Origin of the sequence: Nocardia sp. NPDC060259, from assembly GCF_042728775.1 — a bacterium.
GTDB lineage: Bacteria > Actinomycetota > Actinomycetes > Mycobacteriales > Mycobacteriaceae > Nocardia.
On record NZ_JBHXAY010000046.1, the window covers coordinates 1 to 15,208 of the forward strand.

Below are 15,208 nucleotides of genomic sequence, written 5' to 3' on the forward strand. Positions count from 1 at the left end.
CCCCGATTCACGACAACGTGCGGATGGCGGCGGAGCGAATGACCTTCGCCGAGGAGAACATCGACACCGCCCGCACCGCGCTGACCCGGCCGGTCGGTCAGCAGGGCGGGGCGGTCGCGGCGATCCGCGGGGCGGAGGGCGCGATCGGTCAGGCGCGCACCCTGCTCGATGCGGTCGACCAGGCGGCGACGAATATCCAGCAGGCACGCGACGGGCTGCCCGCCGCCCTCGACGAACTGCGCGCCGATCTCGCCGCCGCCTCGGGACTGACCGACTTCGGCGGTCCCGAACTGGCCGCCGCGGTCACCAGGGCGAACACCGCCGTGAATACCGCGGCGGCCACTGCCGAATCCGATCCGCTCGGCGCCTTTCACGAGGCGGTGACCGCCGACGCCGAGCTGGATCGCGCGATCGCGGCGGCCTCGGATCGCAAACTCGCCGTGGAGGATCTGCGGCGCAGGCTCGATCGCACGCTCACCGACGCGGCCGCCCGGATCGATGCCGCGTCCTCGTTCATCACCACCCGGCGTGGTGGAGTCGATGCCGAGGCACGCACGAGGCTGTCCGAGGCACAGCGTCATCTCGACGAGGCGCGCAGGCTGGCAGCCACCGCACCGGATCGCGCGTTGACCAGCGCGCAGACCGCCGCCGACCTCGGCGGACGGGCCTTGCAGCAGGCGCAGGCCAGCGTGCGGGCGTGGGAGTCCAGCCAACCGGTGGCAGGCGGCGGATCGCAGGCCGGTGCGGTGCTCGGCGGCATCCTGCTCGACGGTTTCCTGCGCGGCTCGATCGGCGGTGCGACACGACGCGGTGGTGGTGGATTCGGCGGGGGCGGATTCGGTGGCGGCGGGTACCGGCCGGGTTCCTACGGCGGATCATCGGGATCGCGCAGAGTCAGCCGAGGTGGCCGGTTCTGAATCCGGCTTGACCCTCACACCGTGTGAGGTCGTACACCGGAGGGCGTCATGTTCAGTATCGGAGATTTCGCCAGACACGGTCAGGTGTCGGTGCGCATGCTGCGCCACTACGACGCCGTGGGATTGTTGCGGCCCGCACGGGTCGACCCGGCCACCGGTTACCGGTTCTATACGGCCGCGCAGCTGGCCAGGCTCAACCGCCTGGTCGCGCTCAAGGAGCTCGGGTTCACGCTGGAGCAGGTGGGGCGGATGCTCGATCCGGGTCCCGGCCCGGAGGAACTGCGCGGCATGCTCACGCTGCGCAGGGCCGAGCTGGAACAGCAGATCGCGGCCGACCACGCCCGGTTGACCGATGTCGAAGCGAGACTCCGCATCATCGAGAAGGAGGGCGTCATGCCCGATCAAGATGTGGTGATCAAGTCGGTGCCCGCGGTGCGGGTGGCCGAATCGACCGGGCGGGCAGCGGGTTTCGAGCCGCAGGCGATCAGCCCGGTGATCCAGCCGCTGTTCGGCGATCTCAGTGATCGGCTGGCGCAGGCAGGCATCGCCATCGCCGGACCCGCGATCGCCTACTACGACGCGCGCGACGACGGGACCGTCGACATTCACGCGTGCGTGCCGGTGAACGTGGAACCCGATGCGGCGCCGGGGTTCTCGATCGTCGATCTGCCCGCGCACGCGAGCGTGGCGACGACCGTCTACCACGGCAATGTCACCGGGATCGGCGCGGCGTGGCAGGCGCTGGGCCGCTGGGTGGAGGACAACGGCTACCGCACCGCGGCGCCGGTGCGTGAGGTGACGCTGGCGTGGACGCCCGATCCCGACGGCTGGGTCACCGAACTGCAAGAGCCCCTCGCACCGCGCTGACCCGAACCTCGGTATCAGGCGGTCGCGGCCTCGTGGTCGGCCTGCCAGGTCAGCTCGGCGGCGACGGCCGGCAGTAGTTCGGCTGCCCGCACGCCGCCGCCGAGCCTGCCGATGGTCAGCCTGCCCAGGTAGGTGTAGACCAGGAACGTGACCGCCGCCGAGGCGCCCGTCGACGGACGCGGATGCGCGGACAGGTAGACGATCTCGTAGTCGTCGAGGATCAGGCCCGTCGGCGCGCGGAAGGCCGGCACCGTGCCGGTGTTGGTGAGGGCGATGTGCCCGGCCGTCGAGTGGACGCGGGTGGGGCCGAAGAAGTCCGGGAAGTGCAGGACCGACTGTTCGATCACGCCGGTCGCCAGATCGTCGTGCAGGCTGGTGCCGATCCGCCGGGCAAGGGCGACGATGTCGTCGGTCCCGGCGGTGTCGGTGGTGAAGGCGGCGAGGCCGGAGATGTTCGTGCCCGCCGCCGCCTCGATCGGCGGGTCCAGCCGCCTGCGCATGTCGACCGGGTAGACACAGCCGACCTCCGCCACGTCGTAGACCGACGTGAACGCCCGCAGCGCCGCCGCGGTGACCAGCCCGTTCACACTCACCGCATGCGTCCGCGCCAGGTCGAGCACCCGTGCGGTCTCGGCGGGGTCCAACTGGATTCGCGCCGGCCTGGCCAGCGCGGCGGTGGCCTGCGGCGACGGCTCGACCACGCCCACCGCGTCGGCGACGACGAGCGGACGGGTCACGGTCTCCAGACCTGACCGTTGTCCACGCTCGGTCCCCCGCCGCGCCAGTAGCGATTCCAGCGACACCGGATACTCCCGCGACCCGGCCGCGATCGACCCGGTCTCGACGTGATCGGTGTAGTAATCCCACAGCCGCGCGAACAGTTCGACGCAATGCCCGGCGTCGGCGACACCGTGGTGCACGAACAGCGTGACCCGCGCCCGATCCTCTTCGGACAGAACCACATCCAGATATCCCAGCTGATCGGCGGGGTCCATCGACTCGGTCGGGATCCTGACCTCGTCGGGATCACCGAAACTCACCCAGGCGCCGACGGGCTCGATATGCCCGGGACGCAGCAGGATTCCGTTCTCCTCGACGTCCTCGACGATCCGGCACACCAGGATCGGGAAGGCGCGTTGCAGTGCCGCGAACGCCGCGCCGAGGGCCGCGGCATCGAGTTCACCGCGGACCGTCACCGAGCGCCCGGTGAAGGTGGCATGCCGGACGAATCGTTGTTCCGACGGGTCGAGCCCCCGCACCACATCTTCCGGTTCCCACAGCACAACGCACAGAGTGAGGCACGAGCCCGGCCGATGCAAACCGTCAGGTACGCACTGTGATCACGTCCACGCCCCGCCCACAGCGAAGCCCGCGCCGGATGGGGGCGCGGGCTTCGTCGTGATGCGTGTCAGGCGCCGATCAGATGGGTGGCGAGGTAGGACTCCACCTTGTCCAGGGCGATGCGTTCCTGCGCCATCGAGTCGCGCTCGCGGATCGTCACGGCCTGATCGTCGAGGGTGTCGAAGTCGACGGTGATGCAGAACGGGGTGCCGATCTCGTCCTGACGACGGTAGCGGCGGCCGATGGCGCCCGCGTCGTCGAAGTCGACGTTCCAGTTGCGGCGCAGCTGGGCGGCGAGGTCCTTGGCCTTGGGGGTCAGGTCGGCATTGCGCGAGAGCGGCAGCACCGCGGCCTTGACCGGCGCGAGGCGACGGTCCAGGCGCAGCACCGTGCGCACGTCGACACCACCCTTGGCGTTGGGCGCCTCGTCCTCGGCGTAGGCGTCGACCAGGAACGCCATCAGCGAACGGGTCAGACCGGCCGCGGGCTCGATGCAGTACGGGATGAAGCGCTCACCGGAGGCCTGATCGAAGAAGCTCAGGTCGGTGCCGGAGTGCTCCGAGTGCGTCTTGAGGTCGTAGTCGGTGCGGTTGGCGATGCCCTCGAGCTCGCCCCACTCGCTGCCCTGGAAGCGGAAGCGGTACTCGATGTCGGTGGTGCCTGCCGAGTAGTGCGACAGCTTTTCCTTGGGGTGCTCGAACAGGCGCAGGTTCTCCGGGTCGATGCCGAGGTCGGTGTACCAGGCCAGGCGGGTGTCGATCCAGTACTTGTGCCACTCGGCGTCTTCACCGGGCTTGACGAAGAACTCCATCTCCATCTGCTCGAACTCGCGGGTCCGGAAGATGAAGTTGCCGGGGGTGATCTCGTTGCGGAAGCTCTTGCCGATCTGGGCGATGCCGAACGGCGGCTTCTTGCGCGCGGTGGTCTCGACGTTCTTGTAGTTGACGAAGATGCCCTGCGCGGTCTCGGGACGCAGGTAGTGCAGGCCCTCTTCGTCGTCGACCGGGCCGAGGAAGGTCTTGAGCAGGCCCGAGAAGTTCTTCGGCTCTGTCCACTTGCCGGGCTGACCGGTCTCGGGGTCGTTGATGTCGGCCAGGCCGTTGGCGGGCGGGCGGCCGTGCTTCTCCTCGTACGCTTCCAGGAGATGATCGGCGCGGTAACGCTTGTGCGTGTGCAGCGACTCGACCAGCGGGTCGGAGAAGGTCGCGACGTGGCCGGAGGCCTCCCAGACCTGACGCGGCAGGATCACCGAGGAGTCGAGGCCGACGACGTCGTCGCGGCTGGTGACCATGGTGCGCCACCACTGCCGCTTGATGTTCTCCTTCAGCTCGACGCCCAGCGGACCGTAGTCCCACGCCGACTTGGTGCCTCCGTAGATCTCACCGCACGGGTAAACCAGGCCCCGGCGCTTGGCGAGGTTGGCAACGGTGTCCACCTTCGACTTGGGTGCCACGCGAGATATCTCCATCCACTGCGAGTCGGAATTGTTCGCTACCTGGCATTGCGATGCCACGTACCGTACGTATTGGGTCAAGGGTATCGGGAAGCGTCCAGTGAGATTGCAGCAGCCGACCGGTGCCGTCCGGCGCGTCATTTGACATGCGCACCCGTGCATATCAAAATGGAATCGGTTTCCATTAAGGAGTTGGTTGATGACCACCGATGCCACGGCCGCACACGCGCACAATCCGTATCACTCCCCCGCCCCCGCGGCGGTGCCCGCACGCCAGGTGCTCGAGGACGCGGGTGAGCTGTTGCGGGCGCTCGCCGCGCCGGTGCGGATCGCGATCGTGCTGCAGTTGCGCGAGTCGCCGCGCTGCGTGCACGAGCTGGTCGACGCACTCGGGGTCACCCAGCCGCTGGTCAGTCAGCACCTGCGCATTCTCAAGTCCGCGGGCGTCGTGCACGGGGAACGCTCGGGCCGCGAGGTGCTCTACGAACTCGTCGACGATCATCTGGCGCACATCGTCGTCGATGCCGTCGCCCACGCCGAGGAAGGGTAATCCGTTGGCAGACAATCCCTCCGGAAAGCAGGTCGGGGTCCGCAGCACGCGTCAGCGCAGCGCCATCTCGGCCCTGCTCGGCGATATCGACGAGTTCCGCTCCGCGCAGGAACTCCACGACGAGCTCCGCAAACGGGGCGAGGGCATCGGCCTGACGACCGTCTACCGGACGCTGCAATCGCTCGCGGACGCGGGCATGGTCGACGTCCTGCGCACCGATTCCGGCGAATCCGTCTACCGCCAGTGCTCGAGCGGGCACCACCATCACCTGGTGTGCCGCCACTGCGGCCGCACCGTCGAGGTCGAGGGCCCGACGGTCGAGGCGTGGGCCGAGACGATCGCGGGCGAGCACGGCTTCACCGAGGTCAGCCACACCCTGGAGATCTTCGGCACCTGCCGCGACTGCGTGCGCGATCGCACCGATGCGGACAAGGACGAGACCGCGACGGTCTAAATTAATGTGACTCACGTCACATGATGGAACCCCCGGTTCGACAGCCCCGTCCAACCTTCACGAAGGGACCGATCCGCACGGTGGTACCGACGGCCTGTGGCCGACTCGGCGCCGAAGGAGGGGGAATCGTGAGCACGCTGGGTGTCGAACCCGATCAACTGAAATCTCTGGCGACGACGTGGCGACAGGAGTCCGACGAGGTCGGCACACTCCCGTGGTCGGCGATGGGCGAGGCGACCGGCGACGGCAGCGATGCCCTCGCCGCCGTCCGCGCGATGGCCGATCCCGCACAACAGGCGATGTCCTCGATCGCGACCAGGTTCACCACCCTGGCCGATCTGGTGGACAAGTTCTCGGCGGACATCCAGGCCAAGGATGCCGAGATCGCCGGCGAGATCGGGAAGCTGAGCGCCCGCTGATGCGCCCGACGATCACCCAGCTCGACGGCTGGAATCTCGACGGTCTGCATCGCGCCGCCGACGCCGCGCGCGCCAATGCCGATGTCGTCTCCACCTCGGTCGACGACTGCTCCCGCGCGGTCTCGGCGACGGGCAGCTGGCACGGGCAGACCAGGGACGCGGCGAGCCGGCGGATCGACGAGGAAGTCGACCACGGCTACGAAGTGCGCACCGTGCTGCTGCGCATCGCCGATGACGCGGAGGACGCCTACCTCGGGCTGAAGCACGCCAGGACGTATGTGCTCGACCAGCGGAATCTCGCTGTCGGACAGGGTTTCTCGGTCGCACCCGACGGCCGGGTGTCGCATTCCGACCCCGAGAAAGAGGGCGCGGCAGGCGTTTTCCAGCTCAACCTGTTCGGCGGGCTGGACGAGATCGAACGCCTGGACAACCAGTTCGGCACCAGCCTGAAGGAATCACTCGCCGATCTCACCGCCATTCGCGACGGTCAGCCCGACATCACTCTCGCGGACGGGACCATCCGTGACCCGGACGCCGTGGCGATCCAGCTGGCGTCGATGTCCGCCGACGAGCGGGCCAGTTTCCTGGCCGGGCTGAGCCCGGAAGCGCAGCGGCAACTCGTGATCGCCGCGCCGGAGAAGCTGGGCAATCTCAACGGGGTGCCGTTCGTGATGCGGATCGAAGCCAATGAAATCAACGTGCGCACTGCGCTGACGGCGGAGAAGGCGAAGCCGAATCGGGACGAGTCGCGGGTCCGACAGCTGGAGGCGATGCTCGCGCCGATCCCGAATCCGGAGGGGTCGGGCGCGCGCGGCACCGCGCCCGCCTCGACCGGTGACACCGCGACTCCTCGGCTGGACATGGTCGATCGCAAGTTCGTCATGTTCAGTACCGAGGGCAACGGCCGGATGATCGAGATGATCGGCGATATGAAGGCCGGTTCGCCCGGGGCCGGGGTGTATGTGCCAGGAACGTCGACCAATCTGAATGGTTCCGGGTCCAATCACGTCGCCGCGTGGAATCTCGCCGACCAGACCGGCGGCCCGATCTTCCTGTACATGGAAGGCGACTTCCCGCAGAGCCTGACCAGCCTGACCGACGGCGCGCCGAGCCCGAAGTTCGCGGCCGACATGGCGCCGAAGCTTGTCGACTTCGGCCGGGAAGTCGACCGCGAAGTCGCGTCCTCCGCGCCGGGAACACCGGTCTCCTACGTCGGGCATTCCTACGGTGGATCGATCGTCGGCTCGGCCGAGCAGCTCGGCTTGCGCGCCGACCGCATTCTCCATGCGTCGTCGGCGGGAACCGGGGTGTTCGACACCGGATGGAACAATCCGAATCCGAACGTCCAGCGGTATTCGATGACCGCGCCGGGCGATCTGATCGGCGTGGTGCAGTCGTATCCCGAAGAGGGACTGTCCATTCCGGGCGGGATCCGGCTGCCTGGCAATCCGCATGCGTCCGATGAGCTCGGTGGGGATCCTGACGAGGTTCCCGGAGTGATCCGGCTCGACACCGGCTACTACAGCGGCACCTCGACCGACCATCCCGGGGAAGTCGTTTTCGGAACCGACGGCCACGGCAAGTACTGGGACGATCCGGGATCGACTGCCTTCCGGAACATCGTCGGTGTGATCGAGGGCTCGTCCGCGACCGCCTACGTCGAGCGCGGTATCGAAACGCCGTTCGTCGATATCGGCTTGGGCGACAATGGAAACGGCGCCAAGGAATCCTTCGACGCCGCCAAGGCCGCCGCGGCCCAACAGGCGGCCGCCGCGTTCGATATCGAGATCGACCCCTACGCCGGACCGCGCGTCACCGACAATCCGGACCCCGGTGTGAAGATCGATATCCGATGAGAATCGCCGCTGTGCTCGCCATGGTGGCGGTCGTCGCGACAGGGTGCGCGACCTTGGACGACAAGGGTCCGACAAACGAGGACATCATGCAGCGCACCGGCCTGACTGTGGCCGCGGCCAGGCCGATCGTCGCGGACAATTTCGAGCTCATCTGGCCGGAACACCTGTCCGTCGATCCGGAGGCTGTCGATGTGAGCAAAGGCTGCCGGACCAGCATGGCGGCCATCAGCTACGAAGGCCCGCCGTGGCGCCCACGATACGAGCGGGAAGTGGTCAACCCGTCGCGGGAATTCGTCGACCGGGCCATGGCCAAGCTCGAGGCGATGACGGCCCGTGGTTTCACCCTGGTGCCGAGCCAGAATCCGGACCAGGACCCGGTGAGCAGGTACTACCGCGACGCACAGGGATTCTCGGTGTCGTCGTCCCGGATCCGGGTGGGCCAGAACGACGAGGAAGTGCGATTCACCATGGCCGCCGCCTCCCCCTGCGCGGCAGAGTGACGGAGCGCGGTTCGGACTAGACTCTGCACAGCCGTAACCGCTCGAGGATTCGAGCGAAGCTGTCTACACCAGGAGGGGATGGTCGAGTTGACAGTGCGAGGCAATGTGGTGAAGGTCGTCGGGGTCGTGGTCGTGGGGATGGTCGTTGTCGGCTGCGGGGATGCCGAGAGTGGTACGACGGCCTCGCCGACGAGCAGTGTGAGCGTGGCGGCGAGCCCGACCTCGGTGGATCCCGAGGCGAAGGTGTGGGATCCGTGTTCGCTGCCGGATTCGGCGGTCAGCGGGGTGGGGTTGAACGCCGACAGCAAGAAGAACGACGTTGCCGGGGTGGATTTCACAGGCTGGAAGACCTGCAGCTGGCAGGACTCTGCCAAGCAGTACACGTTCTCAATCTTGTCGTCGGAGCGCACACTCGCCGAATCACGTGCGAGAACTGATTTCACCGATTTCACCGAGACGACCGTGGGCTCACACAAGGCGCTACAGCTTCGCACGACCGGATCGACCTACGATCTCGGTTGCACTGTCGCAGTGGAGGTCTCGAATGGGTCAGTCCTGTTCCGATTGCTGAACCGCGTCAGCGCCTCCGCACCGCCAGCGCCCTGTCCTGAGGCTCGCAAACTGACCGACAGCCTGGCCCAGCACCTTCCCGAAAGCTGAGGGGTGACATGCACTTCAGCGTCGACCCTGCTCAATGGAACCAGTTGCTCGTCCAGGCAAACGCAGGCGAGCTGTCACTAGACCCCGAGGTCGGTAGGGATCTGGACCGAACGTGTGACGACCATCTGGATCGGCTGGAAGAGATCTACGCCCAGGTCGACCAGATCCGCAACATCTCGGGCTTTGGTTCGTTCGATTCCAGCAAAGCGTTGGAGCGGAAGTTTTCGCTCACTGCCTCCGGTGGAGATCGCGCACTAGACGATGTCCTGCGCAAGCACATCGAGACCGTCCAGACCGCGAAAGAGGTTGTCGCCAAGGCGATTGCCAACTTCGTCGCCCAGGACCAATCGACCGGCGCCCACATCACCGCGGCGGGGGAACCCGGATGACCTACGACGAGTACAAGAGCAAGGTGATCGCCGCGCAGGAGCAGTGGAACAACGAGCGCGCCGGTATCTACAACCGCCAGCAGCAGGGCAACTACTCCACGATCTTCAGCGGCGACACCCAACCGCCGCACATCACCGTCCCCGACAGCTACGACTGTATGACGCTCGCGCAGATGCAGGCCGCGGTGGCGGCGATGAAGCCGCAGCTGGTCGACGACGCGGTGACGGCGTGGGCGAATATCGGCATGAACCTGATGGGCACGTTCTACAAGTTCAACCAGGAGTTCGCGCGCACCGTCACCGGCGCGAACGGGCACGGCGGCTGGACGGGTGCGGCGGCGTCCGCGGCGGTGACCGCGGTGAACAACTATGCGGAGCAGTCGATCCCGTTGTCGCAGGCGGCCACGGCGATCAGTTTGAAGCTGTCCGAGATGCGCACAGGCATCGAGGAGACCCAGGCCCTGATGCCCGGCTTGACCGAGCGCGCGAACGTCACCGGCAAGACGCTGCCGCAGGACGGCGTGATGAAGGTCGACGAGCACAACCAGAAGGAAGCCGAGGACGAGGGCAGGCGGATCCTCTACTCGGTCTACGGCCAGGTGGCCGCCCAGACCGACAACGGCGTCCCCTATCTGCCGACGGCGCCGTCCATCACCGCGGGCACCGGCGACCCCGGTGCGACGGGCGGCAACGGCGGCACGAATACCGGTGGGACACAGGGACAAAACCCCGACGACGATTCGACCACCGACGACCCGTCGACCGACCCACCGGGCGAGGGCACGCCCACCGAAGACCCCGACACCCCATCCCCCACCACATCGCAATCCACCGACACGGGTTCGACGACACAGCAAAGCCCCAGCACCACACCGCAATCCACGACACCGACCGCGACCACACCGAGTTCGACCGCTCCCGGCACCACAACACCGATCACCCCCGCCACGCCGGGAACCGGCAGCCCCTCGGGCGGCGGTCGCGGCGGAGGTGGCGGCACGCCGGGCAGCGGCACCCCCTCCTCCCCCGCTCCAGGCCGCAGCCTGCCCGGCGGCCAATCCCCCACCGCCGCAGCGGCCGCCGCCGCCAGATCCGGCGCGGCGAGCGGCGGCCGTGGCGCACCAGGCATGGCCGGAATGGGTGCGCCGGGCGCGGGCCGCGGCGGGTCCGACGACGAGCGGACCAAGGGCATCCCCGACTATCTGATCAACCAAGGCAACGGCGAGCTGCTGATCGGCACGGACGGACTCCGGACCGTGCCCCCGGTGATAGGCGGAGACCACGACAGTGCACCGAGCTGAATTCACCGGCATCGAATTCGAGATCCTGTGGGCTGGCTACGGCCGTGACCGTCTCCCCTACCCCTTGCAATACCGCACCGACATCGCGGACTTCGACGAACTGAAGCGGCATCGGGAAGCGGCGGTCGATAGCCTGCTCCGCAAATACGATCCCTCGGTCGAGCACGCCCTGACCGTCCTGCTCGACCCGGACGCCAGGGTCGAGTCCAAAGGCTTTGTCGGACAGGACACCTCGAACGCCATCCGTTTCCACGGCGCGATCCGCGGGCCTGCAGGGGCGACCCTGGCCCAAGCGCGCGGCACCGCCGAGGACATCGGCGGCGACGTCGTCATGACCTACTGCCGCGCAGACCAGGTGGCCGCCCTCGCGGTCGCAGCACTCCCCCGTGCGAAGCCGGGCACCAAGCCGCCGGTGGAAGTCCGCCGCGAAAGACTCGCCGCCGAAGAGGAACACTTCGAATACCGCGCAGGCCAGCTCAGCTCCGCCGACCAGCTCAACCGCGTCTTCCACCGCAAACGCCGCGCCTTCGGCGAAATCTCCACCTTCTCCGGCCCCGCCGTCGACGCTCGCCCCAGCCCCGGCCGCACCTTCTGGTGGATGGACTACGACGACGGCCGCTACTACGTCAAAACCGGCGACCCCATCATCGCCGAACCCCTCCCCACTGATCGCATGATCGCCGGCATCCGCCGCATGCTCGCCCGAGCCCAGCGCTACCACCAGGAATTCGGCGACCCCGACGAACGCCTCGCCTGAGCCCTCACCACCCGCCGTCGAACAACGCCCGCAACGCAGGCACCGGATCCGCCACGGTCGTCGTATTCGCCACCGCGACAACGAGAAACACCACCGCGAGCACCCCGGACCCCGCGAGCACGCGCCGCTTCCCGGACGACCTCCCCGCACGCCGCTTCCACAGCACCACACTCGCTACGGCAAAACCCACCGCGACAACGGCCGCGATCACCGCCATCACCACGTGATAGCGCGTGAAGCCATCAATCATCACGTCGAGCGCGGGCGAAGCACCCGACCCTTCCCACGCGGCCAACTGCCGACCGACGTCCTCCAATGTCCCCGCCAGTTCCGGCCCCACCGCTTCGTCGAACAGCATCGGCAACAACGACGCGTAAGGCGCCACCGCACCTTGCACATTCGCCATCACCGCCACCAACGCGACGAGTGCGAACACCGTGACGCCCGCACCGGCCACCCCGAGCACAATCCTGCGCCCCCGCTTCAAATCACTTGTCCGCCCAACGGCTTTCCACAGCACCGAGGCCAGCGCGACCAGAACACCGAGCAGCACAACAGCGATCAGCGCTTTGACCACGTGATACCGAAACCAGTACTCCACAACATCATCCAGCGCGGGCGAGAACTCGCCCGCGCCCGAACTCCAGTACCCGACGAACGCCACCCGCAGCGCACCCCGAAGCTCCCCCTCGTCGCCGATCCCGCCCTCGGATCCCCATCCCGCCGCCATCCCGGGAACGAGCACGAACGCGACCACGAGCAACACCGCCGCCGCCACGAGCAACGCAACCCCACGCCCGGAAGAACGCAGTACCCGGGATGTCACCGCCAGACCGTCCACGACGATTCCTCCGATCAGAAACGGCCACCACGACACCGGCAGTCGCTCACACCGATGCTAACGAGGCTCGCCAGAACCCCACCGAGGTCAGCCGACTTCTGGCGCGAAGTAGATCGCGATAGAATCCGAAGGTCGTTTTGGGTCGACTCCCGACCGGAGAACAAGGTGACAGGCGCCGACTATGTCGTTGTAGGGGCTGGCAGCGCGGGCTGTGCCGTCGCGCGCCGGCTCGCCGAAAGCGGCGCGTCCGTGGTGCTGCTCGAAGCGGGTGGGGCGGACGACAAGGGCTGGGCCAAGATGCTGTTCCGGATTCCGGGCGCGATCAATGTCATCCACTCGACGCCGCAGCTGAAGAAGCTGTTCGATTGGGGCGACAAGTCGACACCGCAGCGCCATGCGCTCGACCGCACGATCCCCATGGTGCACGGCCGGATACTCGGCGGGTCGAGCTCGGTCAACGGGATGCTTTTCGTCCGGGGCAACCGGAAGAACTTCGACGACTGGGCCGCCGAAGGCTGCCACGGGTGGGCCTACGCGGACGTCCTGCCCTATTTCCGGCGGATGGAGGACTGGGAAGGCGGGGCGAGCGAATTACGTGGGTCCGGCGGTCCGATCAAGGTCACCCGCCAGCACACCATCACCGACGCGGCGCGCGCGTTCATGGACGCCACCGCGACGCGCCTCGGTGTGCCGAAGCTCGATGACTACAACGGCGAGAGCCAGGAGGGTGTCGCGGTTTTTCAGCAGAGCGCCGCGAACGGTGTGCGGTACTCCGCGTCCAAGGGCTACCTGCACGAAGATCCGCTGCCCAATCTCACCGTGCTCACGGGGACGAAGGTGACGAAGGTCGTCATCGAAGGATCCCGCGCGACGGGCGTGGAGATCCTGGTCGACGGCGGCAAGCAGGTGATCGGGGCCTCGCGCGAGGTCGTCGTATCGGCCGGCGTGTTCGGGTCGCCGCAGATCTTGCAGCTGTCCGGGATCGGCCCCGCCGCGCATCTGAAAGAGCGGGGTATCGCCGCCAAGGCGGACTTGCCGGTCGGCGACAACCTGCACGACCACCTTTTCGTCCCCCTCTCCTTCGCGATGAAATCGGCATTGCGCAAGCCGACGACGTCGTATTTCCTGCGCGGACTGGCGGCGGAACGATGTCGTCCCGGTTCGTCGTGGGCGGCCGGTTCCTCCTTCGAATCCGTCGCCTTCGTGCGCACCTCCCATGCCCGCGAGATCCCCGACCTGCAACTACTCAGCCTCTACTGGGTCTATCCGTCGCCGAATCAAGACTCCGACAAGCGAATCGTTCCGGCTACCAAAAAACCAGGTCAAAGCATTTTCCCCGCGCTCATCTACCCGGAGAGCCGGGGAACCGTCCGGTTGGCATCGGCAGATCCGACAGCCGCACCACTCATAGATCCGGCGTACCTGACGGCTCCCAAGGACACCGAGGTCCTTCTGGAAGGCATCGACATGGTCCGCGAGATCATGGCGGGAACCGGCGACAACAAGGGCGAAATAGTCCCCGGCGCGGATTTCACCGACGAAGCGGCGATGCGCGAAGAACTGCCGAACCGCATCCACACCGTCTACCACCCGGTCGGCTCGGTCCGCATGGGCGTCGACGAACGCGCGGTCGTGGATCCGCAGCTCCGCGTACGCGGAATCGACGGACTCCGAGTAGCCGACGCATCGATCATGCCGAGCGTGACGGGCGGCAACACCAACGCGCCCACCATCATGATCGGCGAGAAATGCGCAGACCTGATCCTGTACGGTTGAGGTTCAGCGCCCGGCGCGCGAAGATGCTCCGCACGTTGTTCGTGCGGAGCATCTTCGCGCGGGGACTTCAGGCGGGAACGGCGACCGGTGCCGGGGTGAGGTCCGGAGCGCCCGAGGGGCGAGCGCGCAGGGCACCGACGCCGAGCAGGACGAGACCGGCCGCCGACCAGGTGAGCAGCACCGCGAGCGGGGCCAGGGCGCCCGCGCCGTCGAAGTAGGCGACCGAGCGGAGCAGGGACGCGGCCGCACCGGGCGGGCACAGCTGGCCGATGGTGCCCCAGGGCTGCGGGAGGAGTTCGGGGGCGGAGGTGGCCGCGGAGAACGGGTTGCCGATCAGGAGCATGGTCATCGCGCCCAGGCCGATGCCGGGGCGGCCGATGGCGGCGGCCAGGCCGACGATGGTGGCGGAGACGGCGAAGGCGGCCAGGCCGGCGATGGCGGCGAGTTCCAGGTAGGAGCCGGGGACGATCGAGAGCCAGGTGTGGAAGACCAGGGTGCTGAGCAGGCCGCCGGCGATGCCGAAGGTGAGCAGGCCGGTGAGGCGGGCGGCGAAGCCGGGGATCAGCAGGGTGAGCAGGACGCCTGCGGCGATGCCGGACATCACCAGGGGCAGGACCATCGAGCCGAAGCCCGCGCCGCGCGGGTCGTCGGGGTCGGTGGCGACGACGTCCTGGACCGGGGCGGCGGGGGCGCCGCTGAGCTGCTGGGCCAGGGCGGTGAGTTGCTGGGCGACGGCGGGTGAGGCGGCCGAGGCCACCATGACCTGCGGTGCTCCGCCGCCGGTGACGATGGCGCCGTAGATCTCGTTGTCGGCGAGCGCGGTGCGGGCGGCCTCGGCATCGGCGAGGGTGGTGATCTCGAAGGAGTCGGGGCTGCGTTGCTGCAGTTGCTGGGTGATCTGCGCGGACTGCGGGCCGGTAACCGCGATGGGCAGGTCACGCGGGGCCAGGTTGACGGCGGGCCAGGCGAAGGCGATCAGGAGCAGAGCCTGCAGCGCGGTGGCTGCCAGGCCGAGCGCTACTGCTCGTCGGGTGATCGTCATGGCGGTTCTCCCTTAAAGCGAATGTTCGTTCTTTTTGGTGGTTCAACGGTGACACTCACCCGCCTCGCTTGTCAAGAACGGATAT

Annotated in this window: 15 protein-coding genes and 1 pseudogene; 12 read left to right on the forward strand and 4 right to left on the reverse strand. The window is 67.7% G+C overall.

Features of this window, described 5'->3' with window-relative positions:
• Positions 1-917: pseudogene (locus ACFWF2_RS18155) on the forward strand (TPM domain-containing protein); the annotation flags it as partial.
• Positions 918-965: 48 nt separating this feature from the next.
• Entirely contained in the window at positions 966-1,784 is an 819-nt protein-coding gene (locus tag ACFWF2_RS18160; protein ID WP_379308587.1) for a MerR family transcriptional regulator, read from the forward strand.
• Positions 1,785-1,798: 14 nt separating this feature from the next.
• Here ACFWF2_RS18160 and ACFWF2_RS18165 read toward each other — a convergent pair whose 3' ends face one another.
• The gene (locus ACFWF2_RS18165) at positions 1,799-3,067 is read right to left on the reverse strand and encodes an acyltransferase (RefSeq protein WP_379308588.1); all 1,269 of its coding nucleotides are present in this window, start codon (positions 3,065-3,067) and stop codon (positions 1,799-1,801) included.
• Positions 3,068-3,192: 125 nt separating this feature from the next.
• Positions 3,193-4,593, reverse strand: coding sequence for a glycine--tRNA ligase (locus ACFWF2_RS18170; RefSeq protein ID WP_379308589.1), 1,401 nt, complete (start codon positions 4,591-4,593; stop codon positions 3,193-3,195).
• Between the two features lie 184 nt (positions 4,594-4,777).
• On the opposite strand from ACFWF2_RS18170, the gene ACFWF2_RS18175 reads away from it, so the two are divergent.
• The 9 genes from ACFWF2_RS18175 to ACFWF2_RS18215 all read left to right on the forward strand — a co-directional run bounded on the left by ACFWF2_RS18175 (position 4,778) and on the right by ACFWF2_RS18215 (position 11,464).
• On the forward strand, positions 4,778-5,128 hold the full coding sequence (locus ACFWF2_RS18175) for an ArsR/SmtB family transcription factor (protein WP_379308590.1): 351 nt from the start codon (positions 4,778-4,780) through the stop codon (positions 5,126-5,128).
• The gene (locus ACFWF2_RS18180; RefSeq protein ID WP_379308591.1) at positions 5,100-5,582 is read left to right on the forward strand and encodes a Fur family transcriptional regulator; all 483 of its coding nucleotides are present in this window, start codon (positions 5,100-5,102) and stop codon (positions 5,580-5,582) included. Before ACFWF2_RS18175 ends, ACFWF2_RS18180 begins: the two co-directional genes overlap by 29 nt.
• Positions 5,583-5,710: 128 nt before the next feature.
• A complete protein-coding gene (locus ACFWF2_RS18185; RefSeq protein ID WP_379308592.1) occupies positions 5,711-6,001 on the forward strand; it encodes a type VII secretion target in 291 nt (96 codons plus the stop codon).
• The gene (locus tag ACFWF2_RS18190; protein WP_379308593.1) at positions 6,001-7,857 is read left to right on the forward strand and encodes an alpha/beta hydrolase; all 1,857 of its coding nucleotides are present in this window, start codon (positions 6,001-6,003) and stop codon (positions 7,855-7,857) included. Before ACFWF2_RS18185 ends, ACFWF2_RS18190 begins: the two co-directional genes overlap by 1 nt.
• On the forward strand, positions 7,854-8,357 hold the full coding sequence (locus ACFWF2_RS18195) for a hypothetical protein (protein ID WP_379308594.1): 504 nt from the start codon (positions 7,854-7,856) through the stop codon (positions 8,355-8,357). The genes ACFWF2_RS18190 and ACFWF2_RS18195 overlap by 4 nt, the downstream gene beginning before the upstream one ends.
• Positions 8,358-8,435: 78 nt before the next feature.
• Positions 8,436-9,017: a DUF3558 domain-containing protein gene (locus tag ACFWF2_RS18200; protein ID WP_379308595.1), complete on the forward strand. Its 582-nt coding sequence runs from the start codon at positions 8,436-8,438 to the stop codon at positions 9,015-9,017.
• An 8-nt stretch (positions 9,018-9,025) separates the two neighbouring features.
• Complete coding sequence (locus tag ACFWF2_RS18205; protein WP_379308596.1) at positions 9,026-9,406, forward strand: hypothetical protein; 381 nt, start codon at positions 9,026-9,028, stop codon at positions 9,404-9,406.
• A complete protein-coding gene (locus ACFWF2_RS18210) occupies positions 9,403-10,707 on the forward strand; it encodes a hypothetical protein (protein ID WP_379308597.1) in 1,305 nt (434 codons plus the stop codon). Before ACFWF2_RS18205 ends, ACFWF2_RS18210 begins: the two co-directional genes overlap by 4 nt.
• Complete coding sequence (locus ACFWF2_RS18215; protein ID WP_379308598.1) at positions 10,694-11,464, forward strand: ESX secretion-associated protein EspG; 771 nt, start codon at positions 10,694-10,696, stop codon at positions 11,462-11,464. Before ACFWF2_RS18210 ends, ACFWF2_RS18215 begins: the two co-directional genes overlap by 14 nt.
• A gap of 4 nt (positions 11,465-11,468) precedes the next feature.
• On the opposite strand, the gene ACFWF2_RS18220 is transcribed toward ACFWF2_RS18215, so the two are convergent.
• Positions 11,469-12,305 carry a hypothetical protein gene (locus ACFWF2_RS18220; protein ID WP_379308599.1) on the reverse strand — a complete coding sequence of 279 codons (837 nt, stop codon included), beginning with the start codon at positions 12,303-12,305 and terminating at the stop codon, positions 11,469-11,471.
• 54 nt (positions 12,306-12,359) lie between these two features.
• On the opposite strand from ACFWF2_RS18220, the gene ACFWF2_RS18225 reads away from it, so the two are divergent.
• Complete coding sequence (locus ACFWF2_RS18225) at positions 12,360-14,081, forward strand: GMC family oxidoreductase (RefSeq protein ID WP_379308600.1); 1,722 nt, start codon at positions 12,360-12,362, stop codon at positions 14,079-14,081.
• Between the two features lie 67 nt (positions 14,082-14,148).
• On the opposite strand, the gene ACFWF2_RS18230 is transcribed toward ACFWF2_RS18225, so the two are convergent.
• The gene (locus ACFWF2_RS18230) at positions 14,149-15,123 is read right to left on the reverse strand and encodes a hypothetical protein (RefSeq protein ID WP_379308601.1); all 975 of its coding nucleotides are present in this window, start codon (positions 15,121-15,123) and stop codon (positions 14,149-14,151) included.
• Positions 15,124-15,208 lie beyond the last annotated feature (85 nt).